Raw genomic sequence first — 14,410 nt, 5'->3', positions numbered from 1 at the left:
CGTCAGTTATCCACAGCCCGGTTATCCACAAGCTGTGCCATCGCCTGCGCTGCGTCACCACCCGCGGCGCGCAGCCCGGCCACCACGCCAGCGCGGTTGGCAGCCGGGTGATTCTGGCTGGTTTTCCATTTTCCTTCCAACTTGTCCACAGCGATCTCGATGCAGACGATCGCCTTCAGCATGGCGTCCACGTAGTCGGCCGGCGCGTCCTCGACCGACCAGGGGCGGGGCTGGTTCGCCTCGTGTGTCTGGGTCAAACGGGTGACGATGGCCCGCGCTGCGGCCGGGTTATCCACAGCCCGCAACCGGCCCCGCGCCTGCACCACCACGTAGTTCCACGTCGGCACCACCTTGCCCGTTTCCGCCTTGGACGGGTACCAATTGGGGCTGATGTACGCCTGCGGTCCCTGGAACACGACCAGTACCTCGCGTTCGACTTCGGCACCGCCTGGCGAAGTTATCCACAGGGGGTTGGCGCGGGCGACATGGCCCACGAGTTGTCCACAGGCACCACCCGCCGCGGGATCGAACAGGAAGGGAAGCGTGTTCGCCTCCAGCCCGTCCGGACCCTGGGTGATCAACAGGCCGAGCGGGTGCTGGCGCACCAGCGCGTGCAGCACGTCGGGCCGCGATTCGACGAAATGGGCGGGCTGGTACATCGACTTTTCCCAGGTTATCCAGAAACTTATCCACAGGGCTACCGCATGCGACCCTGTCACCGAAGAGTAGCATTCCCGCGTTGTTCACCCGATCTGACAAACCCCCAGGAGACCCGCATGACCCTCGACGCGCACACCGCCGCCACCGTGAACGCCGCCCGCCGGCTGGCCTTGCTGCGCACCGCGGCGCTGCTGGGTGGCACGGCCGCGCTGCCCGGCTGGGCGCTGAGCGAACTCGACGCGACGCAGGGCTTGCGGGCGGCGCTGGAGCGCGGGGCGGGTTCGGCGGTGAGCCTGCTGGGGCGGGACGGCGGCTTCCTGAACAACCCGCTGGTGCGGATCGCGCTGCCGGACTGGCTGGCCCAGGGCGCGCAGTTGTTGCGCACCTTCGGGCTGGGCGCCAGGATCGACGCGCTGGAAACCGCGATGAACCGCGCCGCCGAACAGGCCGTGCCCGCCGCCAAGCCGCTGCTGGTGAACGCGGTGAAGTCGATGTCGGTGCGGGATGCGGCGCAGATCCTGCGGGGCGGCGAGACCTCCGTGACCGAGTTCTTCGCCGAACGCACGCGCACGCCCATGGGCGAGAAGTTCCTGCCGATCGTGACCGCGACGACCGAGAAAGTGCAACTGGCCCAGCAGTACAACGCCATCGCCAGCAAGGCCAAGGCGTTCGGACTCGTCAACGACCAGCAGGCCAGCGTCCAGCAGTACGTGACCGGCAAGGCGCTGGACGGGCTTTACCGGATGATCGGCGAGGAAGAGAAGAAGATCCGGCAGGATCCGATCGGGACGGGGAGCAAGATCCTGCAGTCGGTGTTCGGGGCGTTGAAGGGTTGAAAGCGGCTAACGGCGCAACGCGGCTTCGGTCGCGCCAAGCCAGTCCTGCACCACGCCGCGTGCAGCACGCGCGGCGCGGATCAACCCGAGGTTGCGCGCCGTGGTCTCCGGCTCCCATGGCTCGCGCACCGCGGCGAGTGCGTCGGCGAGGTGCCTGGCGGCAGCGGCTTCATCTTCGCGCAGCACGGCCAGCTCCAGCAGCGTCGCGTGGTCCCAGTAGTCGGGCGCGCCCGCTGCGATGCGCCGCTCGACCGCATAGGCCACCACCGGCAGCAGTGCCAGCCGACGCGGGTCGGGTGGCGTGGTGAACTCCATCAGCGTGACGGCGTTGATGCCGGGATAGGCGTCGCGCCAGTCGGCCTCGAAGCCTTGCAGGTAGGTGGTGATCGCCTTGTCGAGCCACTGCTGTGCGGCGACCGAATCGGCTGCCTGCACCGCCGCTTCCCAGCGGTCCTTGTGGATGCGACCCAGCAGCCCGTTCGATTCGCCGCTCGGGCCGTGGCGGGCGATGACGGCCTGCAGCACCGCCTCGGCCTCGTCGCGGCGGCCCAGCCGGTTGAGCGCGAAGCCGAGTTGTTCCTGCACCAGCCTGGTCTGTGCGATCGGCTCGGGCAGTTGCCCCACCAGATCGACCATCGCCGCGTGGTCCTTCACGGCGCGGTGCGACAGCAGCAGATCGACCAGCGTGCCGGCGTCCAGCGTCTCGACCGGGCCTAGCGCCGCCGCTGCCTCTCGCACGCGGGCGGGATCGTGCGTGCTGCGGGCAGCTTCCAGCGTCTGGCGGGTGTCCTCGGCGGCACGGACGGGGTCCAGGCCCGCGCCGATGATGGCCGGGGCGATGGTGTCGCGGTAGGCGGTGTCGAAATCGACGGTCACGCCGGAGGGCAGCGTCTGGCGGCCGTAGGGCATGAGGACGACGCACAGGGGGGCGGGCATGGGGTTCTCCATCAGCCGGGTTCAGTCGTGTTGTACACCAGCCTTCACCAACCCCCGCACCACCTCCAGGCGTTTGACCAACCTGGTCTTGCCGAGCGCCTTCGCCAGACACTCCAGCAGCTCCAGATGGGTACACACCGAATCACACTGCGCGGGATTGATCGGATGGGCGCTCAACACCTTCTCGTAAGCCTGGGCCACACGGTCCCGACCGACACTCGTCTTCGCCAGGTCCGGCCCGGCCAGCAGCCAGGCCACCAGCTCCGCTTCGGCGGTCATCAGGTGGTCCCAGATGGAGCCATCGGCCGATTGGGCTTGCTCCTGCGCCACCTTGCCCGCTTGCGCAGCCAGTGCAGCCAGCGCGACGGCTTCATCCAGCTTGCATTCCAGTGCTCGCAGCGCCAAGGCATTGAGCTGGGGATACGGTTTTTTGGGACTCTCTGGGCTTTCCGGGTTTTCCGCACTCTTCTCGTAGACCGCGATGGCCCTTCGAATCGCCGCGTACAGCTTGCGCCTCACCGTTTCGCGCGCGGTACCGATGGTGTCCATCATGCGTCGGGCCAGTACATCGGCCTGGCGTTTGTGGGCGCTGCCGCGCAGACTTCGGCGCTCTCCCGTGGTCCCGCTTGGCTGCCTGGCCGCCAAGGCATCGAGACGATCCAGCCAGTCCAGCGCCGACTTCACCTGCGCGTCGGCGGCGTCATGCTGCCCGAGCTGCGCAAGCTGCTGTCCCCGTCGCACCAGCGCATTGACCAGCAGTTCGACAGCCCGGATCGGCACAGCTCCTTTCTCCTGCTCGCCATGGATCGCGTCTTGTAGGCAGGGGATCGCCTGCTCGAAATTCATCAGGTCGTACCACGTGCGACCCAAGGCGGCTTGCACCTCCGGACGATCGCGCCAGCCTTGTTCTTCGGGGCATTTGTGCTCGACCAACTCCTTGACCCGGTTCCACTGCGCCTGCTGCTCCGCGTCCGTGGCGACATGGCGCTTGGCCAACTGCGTGGCCTCCACCCGCAACTGCGCCAGCTTGTCCAGCAGCTCGTCCGGTGTCACGAAATGGTCGTTCTGGCGCGGGCCGCCAACCGTCGCCAACGGATTCGCCCGCCACCCCGGATCCCCATACGCCTGGTACGCCCCCCAGGTGATGTCCTGCGGCGCCGCAGCCTGCGCGGCCTTGCGCGCCTCGAACACGGCGTGGCCGAAATCCAGCCCCTGTGGCCCGAGCAGCGTCTCGTAGAAGACCTCGCCGAACCGCTGCGCCGGCCAGTCCCCCACCGCCCAGCCCGCCACCACCACGCAGCGCACGCCCACCCCGATCAGCTCCCGCGCCAGACTGGCCGCCAGCCGCTGCACGCTGCCCGCCCGCACCGAGGTGGTCATCTGCCCGAGGTGGCAGCAGTTCAGGAACACCAGCTCCGGGACCAGCTCCATCGCCTCAATCTCCGCGGCGGTGATCACCGCGCCATCCGACAGCAGCACGCCCGTCAGCTCCACCTTGTCCACCGTGCGCAGCGCGAACCCGCCGTGCGCGCACACATGCAGGATGCGCCACGGCTGGCGGTACAGCGCCTTCAGCACGTCGGCGGCGCGGGTCGGTGGATCGTCGGTCAGCAAGGTCACGTCGTGGCCCTGCGCCCGCAGCACGGCAGCGACCGCGACGGCCTCGTCCTTGGCCCCGTCCAGCGAGACGGGCTGCCCCAGCGGCTCGCCCTTCTCGTTCACGAAGTGCTCGCTGAACCCGTCCAGCGCCGGATTGCCGATCACCAGCGCCGCACGGCCGGTGGACTGGCGCAACTGCTGGCGGTACTCGGCCGTGACCAGTTGCCGCACCAGCGGAATGCACAGCGCCAAGGCACGCGGCCGGGCACCGGCACGCCCCGGATCGTCCGCCGCCACCAGCTCCCACGGCATGTTGGCGGTCTGGTCATCGACCACCACCACCAGTTGCCCGAAGTGGCGCAGGGTGTCCTTCAGGGCGTGCGGCACCATCAGGTGGAACAGCGCCCGGCCGGCATCCGGACTCCAGCGGTTGTCCTGGATCTGCTGGCGCACGAGCTGCTCGACCAGTCCGGGCTGGCGCCGCTGCTCCACCGTCTCGACGCGGGCGCGCTGGCCGAGGTGCAGGTAGCGCAGCCACGTGGCCACCGGGGCGGGTCGCAGCGGCTTGCCTGGCGGCGCGGGCGTCGGCGGGGTGTCCGTCTCGGCGCCGTCCTCGCTGCGGCGGGCGTCCGTGACCATCAGGCGTGGCCAGTAGTTGCCGCCCGCTGCGGCGCCGTCGAACAGGCGTGGGCGGGCACCTTCGTCCTGTCGGAGCGTCGGGAGGGTCACGAGCTGGGTGTCGAGCTGCGCCGCCGCCGTGCGCAGCGCCTGCTGGCGGCCGGACTCGTTCAGCGCGTAGGTGGCGGTGATGGCGGTGTCCAGGTACAGCTCGACGATGCGCAGCCGCTCGACGCGCAGATCCTGCCGCGTCGTGTCGTGGAAGCGCGCATTGGCCTCCAGCACACCGCGCACCAGCGCCTCCACCGACGCGCCCATCGACAGGCTGGACGCCGAGTTGGTGCCGATCAGCAGCGTGTTCAGCTCCATCCCCCGCGCTGCCGGGCCGTGGCAGTCGCTCACCTGCAGCAGATAGCGCAGCACGCCGGCCATCACCGCCTCGGTCAGTCCGTCGCGGGTCAGCGGCGCCTCGAAGCGCCCCAGGCCGACGATGACCGCGCCGCGCTGCGTGTCGCCGCCCTTGGGCAGCACCGCCAGCGCCGAGCCGATCGGCCCCGGATACAGCCCCAGGCTGTGGCGCTCGGTCAGCAACCCCTGCAGCAGCTCGCGGTCCAGCACCGCCTGCGGGCCGGCGATCGGATCCTGCTCGTAGTGGCCGACCATCAGCACGCCCGGCAGGAAGCGCAGGTCGGCGGCGTGGACGGAAACCGTCAACTTGCGGCGCAAGGTGCTGCGCAGGAGGCGGGGCGTCTCCGCCGACGTGTCCGATCCGGATGGCTCGCCGGCGTCAGACAGGCTGCGCTTGGACCTCGCATCGGTGGACGTGGCCTTCTGGTCGGCCAACTGCATCTGGCCCTGCACCGCCTCCAGCGACTCGAACCCCGGCAGCGCGGCCATCTCCTTGTCCTCGCACAACCAGTCCTTCAGCGCCCGCACGTTCGGCGCATGCTGGAAGTAGCGGAAGTGGTTGACCTCGGGACGGGCGTCCAGCCGGGCCAGGGCTTTGGCCTGCTTGGCGATGCCGGCCAGCATCGAAGGGGCGTCCACCACCAGATCGTGGAACGGCGTGCCATGTACCTTCCTGTCTAGCAGCCACAGCCCCAGGCGGCGCAGCAATCCCTCCTGCGCATTCGTGTCCCCTGCGAGGATCGCCATCTGCAGCGTGTCTTGCACCTTGGCGCTTTGGAGCAAGGCGGTCAGCTTGGAGCCGGGCATCAAGGGCGCCAGCCCCGGCACGAGTTCGGGATCGGCCCGGTGCCGCACCATCTCGATGACCAGCCGCTTGAACGCCCCGTACGCCAGCCCCGCCCAAGGCCCAAGCAGATTGGCGCCGCTGCCCACGACCGACAAGGCGGCCGACAGGAATCCCTCCAGCGATTCGCCCAGCAACTGCGTGCCCGCCGCTGGGCTGGCCACGCGCAGGTACCGCTGCACCTTCAGACCTTTGGCCTTCACCTCGTCCAGCAGCGCGTCCAGATCGGCACGGTCGCCTTCGTCCAGCAACGCATCATCGGCCTTGTGCAGACACAGCACATCGCCCACCAGCCCGCCGCGACCGTGCGTGACCAGGCTGATGTGGGCGCCCTGGGGCAGCAGGTCCACCAGCATCCGCGCGTTCTTGATCGGGCTGCACGACAGGGTGGGATGGTCGAAGCCATAGATCCCGCCGGAAAAACGCCGCCCGAGTTCGACCAGTTCCGGCGTGCCCTGGAGCGCGCCGAAGCTGCCGAGCGTGTTCGAACCCAGCTCGTGCAGGAAGATCAGCAGAGGCTGGTCCTGGCCTGCGCGGGGCAGCAGCCGGGCCAGCTCTCCTTGTGGCAATGGCCATTCCTCCAGGCCGGTGTCGCTGCGCCATCGCCGCAGACCGTAGCCGTTCAGCAGCTTCTGCTCGATCCCCCACGCAACCACCGCCATGCTGAGCTGCACGGCCGGCTTCGCGAGCCAGCGCGTGGCCAGGCCGACCACGCACCCATCGAAGAGGCTCTCGGCCTTGTCACCGAGCCACTCGACATTGCCATCGTCCGAGGGGTCTCGCCCCAGGCGCAGGACATGCAGGCGACGGATCTGCTCCTGCACGGCATCGCTGACAAGGCCGCGCGTGGTGTCCGAGGTCGCCGGGGCCTGCGTCTCCAAAGGCAGTGTCGAGAGCTGGCGCCCCTGCAACCGCTCGCCCAGCGTGATGAACACCCCGCCGTCCGCCAGCTCCAGCACCACCAGATCGCCAGGCGCCACCGTGAGCGACAGGGTTCGCTCCGCCACGGGCACCGGATCGCCTCGACGCCGTGCCGAGGTCGTCAGCTCGATGGTCTGGTGCGGAACCAGAAAACCCGGCGGAAAGAACACACTGTCGCCGTCGGGTCCATCCGCGCTGCGCAAGCGTGCGCCCGTGCCGGTCAGACAGGCGGGCAGCCGTGGTGTTTCGCTGCGCTGTCCGCACAGCGTCAGCACCACGGCGCGACCAGCCTCGGCTGGCGTGTTTTTGTCGGACATGCGTGTCTCCCCCTTGTGTCGCGCCAGTCTAGGCCGGCGCCGGGAGGCTCACAAGTTGGGGAAACCGGGGGTGAAGATCAAGCGGCTTCGGCCAGCAGCTTTTCCAGCAGCGCGTGCAGTTGCGCGAAGTCCGGCTCGCCGACGTACCGCTGCACGATCTCGCCCTTCTTGTTCAGCACGAAGGTCGTCGGCGTGAGCTGCACCTGGCCGAACTTCTTCGCCATCTCGCCGGTGTTGTCCATCGTCACGCGGAACGGCAGCTTGCGCGTCTCGGCGAAGTTCAGCACGTAGGCCGGCGGGTCGTAGGCCATCGCGATCGACAGGGTCTCGAAGCCGCGGTCCTTGTACTTCTGGTGCGTCTCGATCAGGTGCGGCATTTCCTTGACGCAGGTCGTGCAGCTCGTCGCCCAGAAGTTGACCAGCACCACCTTGCCGCGCAGCGCGTCGCTGCTCTGCTTGGAGCCGTCGAGCAGGGTGTACTGGACCGTGGGCGCCATCTCCTTGCCGCCCACGGCGAACGTGGCGGCGACAGCGAGGGCGGCGACAGCCACGGTGGCGAAGGCGATGTGGGCGATTTTCATGGTGGGGCGAGTGTAGAGGAGCGGATTTCCCCGGTCGGTGGTGGGGTGCTCATCCGTTGCGGTGGTCGATCACCGAGCTGGAGCACGAGCAGGCGCTGGACCACGGCAAGCCGTGCCTCGTGTTCTGCGTGCAGGACAAGCATCCGTGGTCGCTGGAATGGGTGGACTTCGACGAGCCGGCGCGTGGACGGCTGCAGGCGCTGCAGGCCCGGCAACGCTCCGCCGCGCCGTTCCTGCCGCGCGCCCAGCCCCGGCAGCGTCACCCCGCCGCCAGCGCCCGCCCGATCAGGATCTTCTGCACATCACTCGTCCCCTCATAGATCTGGCACACCCGCACATCCCGGTAGATCCGCTCCACCGGAAAGTCGCTGACGTAGCCATAGCCGCCGAAGGTCTGGATCGCCATCGAGCAGACCTTCTCGGCCATCTCGCTGGCGAACAGCTTGGCCATCGCGGCCTCCTTCAGGCAGGGGATGCCGGCGTCCTTCATCGACGCGGCGTGCCAGATGAGCTGGCGGGCGGCTTCCAGCTGCATCGCCATCTCGGCCAGCCGGAACTGCACCGCCTGGTGCTCGAAGATCGGCACGCCGAAGGCCACGCGCTCCTTGCTGTAGCGCAGCGCCGCCTCGAACGCCGCCCGCGCCATGCCCAGGCTCTGCGCCCCGATGCCGATGCGCCCGCCCTCCAGCCCGGACAGCGCGATCTTCAGCCCCTGGCCCTCGTCGCCGAGGCGGTTGGCGGCCGGGATGCGGCAGTGCTCGAACAGGATCTGTGCCGTGTCGGAGCTGTGCTGGCCCATCTTGTCTTCGAGCCGCGCCACCGTGTAGCCGGGCGTGTTCGTCGGCACGAGGAAGGCGCTGATACCGCGCTTGCCGGCGGCCTTGTCGGTCACGGCCATGACGATCGCCACGTCGCCGTGCTTGCCGCTGGTGATGAACTGCTTGACGCCGTGGAGCACGTAGTCGTCGCCGTCGCGCACGGCGGTGGTCTTCAGCCCGCCGGCTTCCGATCCGACGTGCGGCTCGGTCAGGCAGAACGCGCCCAGCATCTCGCCACGCGCCAGCGGCTTGAGGAACCGCTGCTTCTGGTCCTCGTTCGCGAAGGCCATCAGGATCGAGCAGACAGGGCAGTTGTTGACGCTGATGACCGTCGAGGTGCCGCCGTCGCCCGCCGCAACCTCTTCAAGGATCAGCGCCAGCGCGAGGTAGTCGAGGCCCGCGCCGTCGTACTCGGTCGGCACCGCCACGCCGTAGCAGCCCAGCGCGGCCAGCCCTTTCAGCTCCGCCGCAGGGAAGTGGTGCTCCTTGTCCCAGCGCGCCGCGTGCGGAGCGATCTGGTCCTGGACGTAGGAGCGGATGGCGTCCTGGATGGCGCGGTGGTCGTCGCTGAGCAGCATGGGGCGTGTCTTTCGGGGTCTTGTTGTGGGTGGGCGGTGGACTTACCAGGGCAGCGGCGTGCCGTCGTGGTTCAGGAAGCGGCCGTTGTCGGCGGGACCGAGCCGGGCGAAGGTGCTGCGCAGCGATGCGGCGCTTTCCTCGACCGAGAGCTGCCCCTGCGGCCCGCCCATCGCCGTGCGCACCCAGCCGGGGTGGACGGCGATGCAGGTGGCGCGGTCGGCCAGCGCCAGCGACACGTCCTTCATCACCGAGTTCAGCGCCGCCTTGGACGCGGCGTAGAGCCAGCCGGTCGTCTGCTGGCGCCCGCCGAGGCTGGCCATCACCGACGACAGGAACACCACCCGCGCCCCGGGCGCCAGCGCGTCCAGCAGTTGCGGGATCACGCGCATCGGGCCGAGCACGTTGGTGTGCAGCACCTGGTCGAAGTCGGCGTCGGTGGGGGTGTCGAGCGTGCGCAGGCGTGGGCCGTAGACGCCGGCATTGACCACCACGAGGTCGAACGCCTCGCCGTCGATCTGCCACGCCAGCCCGGACACGCTCGCCATCCGGGCCACATCCACACGCAATGCCTGGGCTCCCAAGGATGTGAGCGCGTGCAAACCAGTGTCATCGCGTGCCGTCGCCGTGACGCGCACCCCGTCGGTGCGGTACTGGCGGACGAGTTCCAGCCCGATCCCGCGCGAGGCGCCGATGACGAGCACGGAGGAGGACGGGGTCAGGGGTGTCGGGGTCATCATGGGGTCTCGGGAGTCAGTCGGGGCAGGTCGTGCAGGCCGAAGTCCATCGCGTCCGGCTCACAGCATCTCCACCGCCAGCGCCGTCGCCTCCCCGCCGCCGATGCACAGCGCCGCCACGCCCTTCTTCAGCCCGCGCTGCTTCAGCGCCCCCAGCAGCGTGACGACGATCCGCGCCCCCGACGCTCCGATCGGGTGGCCCAGCGCACACGCGCCGCCATGCACGTTGACGATTTCGTGCGACAACTTGAACTCGACCATCGCCGCCATCGTCACCGCCGCGAAGGCTTCGTTGACCTCCCACAGATCGACCTCGCCGGCCTGCCAGCCGGCCTTCTTCAGCACCTTCTCGATCGCGCCGGCCGGGGCGGTGGAGAACCACGCCGGCGCCTGCGCATGGACCGCATGGCTGACGATGCGCGCCACCGGCGTCAGGCCGCGGGCGAGGGCGGTCGATTCGCGCATCAGCACCAGTGCCGAGGCGCCGTCCGAGATGCTGCTGGCGTTGGCGGCGGTGATGGTGCCGTTGGGCTTGAAGGCGGGCTTGAGGGTGGCGATCTTGTCGAGCCGGGCCTTGAAGGGCTGCTCGTCGAAGCGCACCACCGTGTCGCCGGTCTTGCCCTTGAGCGTGACCGGTGCCATTTCCCACTGGAAGCTGCCGTTTTCGTTCGCGGCCTTGGCGCGGGTGGTCGAGGCGATGGCGAACTGGTCCTGCGCCTCGCGGGTGAAGCCGTACTTGGCCACGCACTGCTCGGCGAACACGCCCATGGCCTTGCCGCGCTCGTAGGCGTCCTCCAGACCGTCGATCGCCATGTGGTCGAACATCTGCGTGGCGCCGTACTTCACGCCCTTGCGCGCGAACATCAGGTGCGGCGCATTGGTCATGCTCTCCATGCCGCCGGCCACCACCACGTCGGCGCTCTCGGCCTTGAGCATGTCGTGGCCGAACATCATGGCGCGCATCCCCGAGCCGCACATCTTCGACAGCGTCACCGCGCCGGCCGACTGCGGCAGCCCGGCGGCGAGCACGGCCTGGCGCGCTGGTGCCTGTCCTTGTCCCGCCATCAGGCAGTTGCCCATGAGCACCTCGTTCACGGCGTCGCCGGCAATGCCCGCCCGCTCGACGGCCGCCCGGATCGCGACGGCGCCCAGCTCCCAGGCCGCGAGGTTGGAGAAATCGCCAAGCAGGCCACCAATGGGCGTGCGGGCAGCCGAGACGATGACGATGGGATCAGCCATGGAAAGACTCCGGTGAAGGGGAAACGAGATAGCGCCGATGCACGGACGCCACGGCGCGGGCATGGGCGGGCTCGATGTCGTCGATGCGCTGCACGGTCATGCGCAGGTCTTCGAGCAGGCCGTTGTGCAGCCCGTAGACCCAGCCGTGGATGACGACCTCCTGGCCGCGCTGCCAGGCGTCCTCGACGATGGTGGTGCGGCAGACGTTGCGCGCCTGCTCCAGCACGTTCAGCTCGACCAGCGCATCGACCCGCCGCTCCGGCGGCACCTGGTCGAGGAAGGCGCGGTGCGTGTTGCGCACGTCCTGGATGTGGCGCAGCCAGTTGTCGGCCAGGCCCACGCGCAGGTTGTTCAGCGCCGCCTTCACCCCGCCGCAGTTGGAATGGCCCACCACGATGATGTGCCGTACCTTCAGCGCATCCACCGCGTACTGGATCACCGACAGTGCGTTCAGGTCACTCGGCACCACCACGTTGGCGATGTTGCGGTGGACGAACAGCTCGCCCGGCAACAGGTTCACCAGGTCATTGGCCGGCACGCGGCTGTCCGCACAGCCGATCCACAGGTACTGCGGCGTCTGCTGCTGGATGAGGCGGGAGAAGAAGCCGGGTTCGCGTTGTTGGACCTCGGCGGCCCAGCGGCGGTTGCTTTCGAAAAGCTCGTTCAGTTCAGTGCTCATGGCGGATTGTTGCGTAGCGGCCGAGGCAACAGGCTGACAAACGGGTTTCAGCCGCGCACGTCGTTCCGGCCGGTGATGGTCATCAGGGTGGCGGTGATCGTGGCGACGAGCTGGTCTTCGCCGGGGCGGTTGGGGTGGGGCTGCCACGCCTGCCCGTCGGCGACGCTGATGGTGCGGCCGGCCTTGGTCACGCGGCCTTCGATGCGCAGCAGCGGCCCGCGCGCCGGGGCCAGCAGGTTGACCTTGAACTCGATCGTCAGCACCCCCGCGTCCGCCGGCATCAGCGTGGCCGCCGCGTAGCCGCAGGCCGAGTCGAGCGCGGTGGAGACGATGCCGGCGTGGATGAAGCCGTGCTGCTGCGTGACGCGCGCACTGTGCGCCAGGGTCATCGCGATGCGGCCCGGGGCCACCTCGACCAGCTCGGCGCCGATCAGCGCCATCGCCGCCTGCTGGGCGAACGACTCGCGCACGCGGGCGGCGTAGTCCGCATCGGCGGGCGGGAAGTCGGGGGAAGGGAGGTTCGGCATGGTCGGCGGTTGATGTTTACGTTGACGTTTACGTTTACGTAAACGTCAATCATAGCGACCCTGTCAGACCGGTGGCATCCGGGTTTGTCCCGCTTCGGCGAGCAGGCCCAGCGCGCGTTCCTCGTGCTGCTGGATCTCGGCCAGCGTGATCTGGATGTCCTCCATCTGCTGCGCGAGCTGGTCGCGGTGGGCTTGCAGGATGGCGAGGAAGGCGGTGAGCTGCTGCGTGGTGTCCGAGGGCGACTCGTACATGTCCACGAGCTGCTTGATCTCCTGCAGGCTCAGGCCGAGCCGCTTGCCGCGCAGCGTGAGCTTGAGCCGGGTGCGGTCGCGCACGGTGTAGACGCGGTTGCGGCCGTCGCGGGCGGGGGTGAGCAGGCCCATGTCCTCGTAGAAGCGGATGGCGCGCGGCGTGATGTCGAACTCCTGCGCCAGCTCGCTGATGGTGTAGGTGCAGGTCGCTTGGGCGACATCGCTGGCATCTGGGGTCGAGCGGTCAGGGGTGGTCATGGATACACTGCGGTGGACGGTGTTGACGTGAACGTCAACGTAAAGATCACTGGGTCGGCCCTCAGTCTACCCAGTCCACGCCCCGGAGCAGACATGGCGAACCCGCAGGAACACGAACTCACCTACGCCCTGGGCGACACGCTGCCCGCACTCGGCCAGACGCTGGAGATCGCGCCCGGCATCCGCTGGCTGCGCATGGGGCTGCCCTTCGCGCTGGACCACATCAACCTCTGGCTGGTGCGCGACACGCTGGACGGCCGCGAGGGCTGGACCATCGTGGACTGCGGCATCAGCAACGACGGCACCCGCGCCGCCTGGGAGCAGGTCTTCGCCGAGGCGCTGGACGGCCTGCCCGTGCTGCGCGTCATCGTCACCCACATGCACCCGGACCACATCGGTCTGGCGCACTGGCTGACCGAACGCTGGAGTACCCCGGAGTGGCCGTGCCGCCTGTGGATCAGCCTGACGGACTGGAACGCGGCGCGCATGGCCTCGCTCTCGACCACCGGCTTCGGTGGCGAGGCGGCGGCGACGTTCTTCGCCAGCCACGGCGTGACCGACCCGACCGCGCTCGACAAGGTGCGCCAGCGCGGCAATTACTATTCCGGCATGGTGCCGCAGGTGCCGCGCCAGTTCCGCCGGATGATGGAAGGGCAGCGGCTGACGCTGGGTGGCCAGGTCTGGACCTGCCATGCCGGCCACGGCCACGCCCCGGAGCACATCAGCCTGCACTGCGAGGCGCTCGGCGTGCTGATCTCGGGTGACATGGTGCTGCCGCGCATCTCGACCAACATCAGCGTCATCGACATCGAGCCGGAGGGCGATCCGCTGCCGCTGTATCTGGCGTCGATCGAGCGGATGCGCAAGCTGCCCGCGGACACGCTGGTGCTGCCGTCCCACGGGAAACCGTTCCGCGGCCTGCATCCCCGCATCACCCAACTGCAGGACCACCACACCGACCGCCTCGCCGACGTGATGGCGGCCTGCGCGGTGCGGCCGCATTCTGCGTTCGAGATCCTGCCGGTGCTGTTCAAGCGCCCGCTGGACCTGCACCAGCTCACCTTCGCGCTCGGCGAGGCGCTGGCCCACCTGCATGCGCTGTGGCTGGGCGGCGACCTGCAGAGGGTGCGTCAGGCCGATGGCGTCTGGCGCTTCGCGGCGGTCTGAGCCACGGTGGCTTTCTTGGCGGCGGGGGGCTTGGCAGCGGGTTTCTTGCGCACGGCCTTGGCCTTGGGCAGGACCACGCCGACGCGCTCGACCATCTCGCGCGCGAAGGCGATGAAGGCCAGCGATCCCTTGGCGTTCGGGTCGAACACCACGCCGGGCAAGCCGTAGCTCGGCGCCTCCGCCAGCCGCACGTTGCGCGGGATGATGGTCTGGAACACCTTGTCGCCGAAGTGTGCCTGGAGCTGTTCGCTGACCTGCTGCTGCAGCGTGATGCGCGGATCGAACATCACCCGCAGCAGGCCGATGATGCCGAGGTCGCGGTTCATGTTGGCGTGGACCTGCTTGATCGAGTTCACCAGGTCCGACAGCCCTTCCAGCGCGAAGTATTCGCATTGCATCGGCACCACCACGCCGTGTGCGCAGGTCAGGCCGTTGAG

Annotated in this window: 14 protein-coding genes; 3 read left to right on the top strand and 11 right to left on the bottom strand. The window is 68.9% G+C overall.

The features are described 5' to 3' along the window. Positions 1 to 2: 2 nt before the first annotated feature. Positions 3 to 659, bottom strand: a complete 657-nt coding sequence (locus tag QZW52_RS08570; RefSeq protein ID WP_293997359.1) for an FMN-binding negative transcriptional regulator — start codon at positions 657 to 659, stop codon at positions 3 to 5. Between the two features lie 117 nt (positions 660 to 776). Between QZW52_RS08570 and QZW52_RS08565 the strand changes: the two genes are divergently transcribed. After that, positions 777 to 1,496, top strand: a complete 720-nt coding sequence (locus QZW52_RS08565) for a DUF4197 domain-containing protein (protein WP_293997357.1) — start codon at positions 777 to 779, stop codon at positions 1,494 to 1,496. Between the two features lie 6 nt (positions 1,497 to 1,502). On the opposite strand, the gene QZW52_RS08560 is transcribed toward QZW52_RS08565, so the two are convergent. From QZW52_RS08560 to QZW52_RS08550, 3 genes are all read right to left on the bottom strand, one after another. After that, positions 1,503 to 2,432, bottom strand: a complete 930-nt coding sequence (locus QZW52_RS08560) for a TRAFs-binding domain-containing protein (RefSeq protein WP_293997355.1) — start codon at positions 2,430 to 2,432, stop codon at positions 1,503 to 1,505. A gap of 21 nt (positions 2,433 to 2,453) precedes the next feature. Continuing rightward, complete coding sequence (locus QZW52_RS08555; RefSeq protein ID WP_293997353.1) at positions 2,454 to 7,139, bottom strand: CHAT domain-containing protein; 4,686 nt, start codon at positions 7,137 to 7,139, stop codon at positions 2,454 to 2,456. A 77-nt stretch (positions 7,140 to 7,216) separates the two neighbouring features. Then, the gene (locus QZW52_RS08550) at positions 7,217 to 7,720 is read right to left on the bottom strand and encodes a TlpA family protein disulfide reductase (protein ID WP_293997351.1); all 504 of its coding nucleotides are present in this window, start codon (positions 7,718 to 7,720) and stop codon (positions 7,217 to 7,219) included. 56 nt (positions 7,721 to 7,776) lie between these two features. On the opposite strand from QZW52_RS08550, the gene QZW52_RS08545 reads away from it, so the two are divergent. Then, positions 7,777 to 8,040 (top strand): hypothetical protein, encoded by a 264-nt coding sequence (locus tag QZW52_RS08545; protein WP_293997349.1) that lies wholly within the window; start codon positions 7,777 to 7,779, stop codon positions 8,038 to 8,040. On the opposite strand, the gene QZW52_RS08540 is transcribed toward QZW52_RS08545, so the two are convergent. The 6 genes from QZW52_RS08540 to QZW52_RS08515 all read right to left on the bottom strand — a co-directional run bounded on the left by QZW52_RS08540 (position 7,980) and on the right by QZW52_RS08515 (position 12,806). Then, a complete protein-coding gene (locus tag QZW52_RS08540) occupies positions 7,980 to 9,116 on the bottom strand; it encodes an acyl-CoA dehydrogenase family protein (protein WP_293997346.1) in 1,137 nt (378 codons plus the stop codon). The two genes, QZW52_RS08545 and QZW52_RS08540, sit on opposite strands and share 61 nt — an antisense overlap. 42 nt (positions 9,117 to 9,158) lie before the next feature. Further along, positions 9,159 to 9,851, bottom strand: a complete 693-nt coding sequence (locus QZW52_RS08535; protein WP_293997345.1) for an SDR family oxidoreductase — start codon at positions 9,849 to 9,851, stop codon at positions 9,159 to 9,161. Between the two features lie 60 nt (positions 9,852 to 9,911). Then, positions 9,912 to 11,090 (bottom strand): acetyl-CoA C-acyltransferase, encoded by a 1,179-nt coding sequence (locus tag QZW52_RS08530; protein WP_293997343.1) that lies wholly within the window; start codon positions 11,088 to 11,090, stop codon positions 9,912 to 9,914. Beyond that, positions 11,083 to 11,769: a carbonate dehydratase gene (can, locus tag QZW52_RS08525; protein ID WP_293997341.1), complete on the bottom strand. Its 687-nt coding sequence runs from the start codon at positions 11,767 to 11,769 to the stop codon at positions 11,083 to 11,085. Before can ends, QZW52_RS08530 begins: the two co-directional genes overlap by 8 nt. Before the next feature lie 47 nt (positions 11,770 to 11,816). Continuing rightward, the gene (locus tag QZW52_RS08520) at positions 11,817 to 12,296 is read right to left on the bottom strand and encodes a PaaI family thioesterase (protein ID WP_293997339.1); all 480 of its coding nucleotides are present in this window, start codon (positions 12,294 to 12,296) and stop codon (positions 11,817 to 11,819) included. A gap of 63 nt (positions 12,297 to 12,359) precedes the next feature. Then, positions 12,360 to 12,806, bottom strand: a complete 447-nt coding sequence (locus tag QZW52_RS08515; protein WP_293997337.1) for a MerR family transcriptional regulator — start codon at positions 12,804 to 12,806, stop codon at positions 12,360 to 12,362. 93 nt (positions 12,807 to 12,899) lie between these two features. On the opposite strand from QZW52_RS08515, the gene QZW52_RS08510 reads away from it, so the two are divergent. Then, complete coding sequence (locus tag QZW52_RS08510) at positions 12,900 to 13,973, top strand: MBL fold metallo-hydrolase (protein WP_293997335.1); 1,074 nt, start codon at positions 12,900 to 12,902, stop codon at positions 13,971 to 13,973. Here QZW52_RS08510 and QZW52_RS08505 read toward each other — a convergent pair. Beyond that, the coding region (locus tag QZW52_RS08505; RefSeq protein ID WP_293997333.1) for a ParA family protein at positions 13,937 to 14,410 on the bottom strand (474 nt) is incomplete at its 5' end. The two genes, QZW52_RS08510 and QZW52_RS08505, sit on opposite strands and share 37 nt — an antisense overlap.

Origin of the sequence: Sphaerotilus sp., assembly GCF_013299175.1 — a bacterium.
Taxonomy (GTDB): Bacteria; Pseudomonadota; Gammaproteobacteria; order Burkholderiales; family Burkholderiaceae_C; genus Sphaerotilus.
This window is presented reverse-complemented; position numbering and strand designations above follow the sequence as displayed.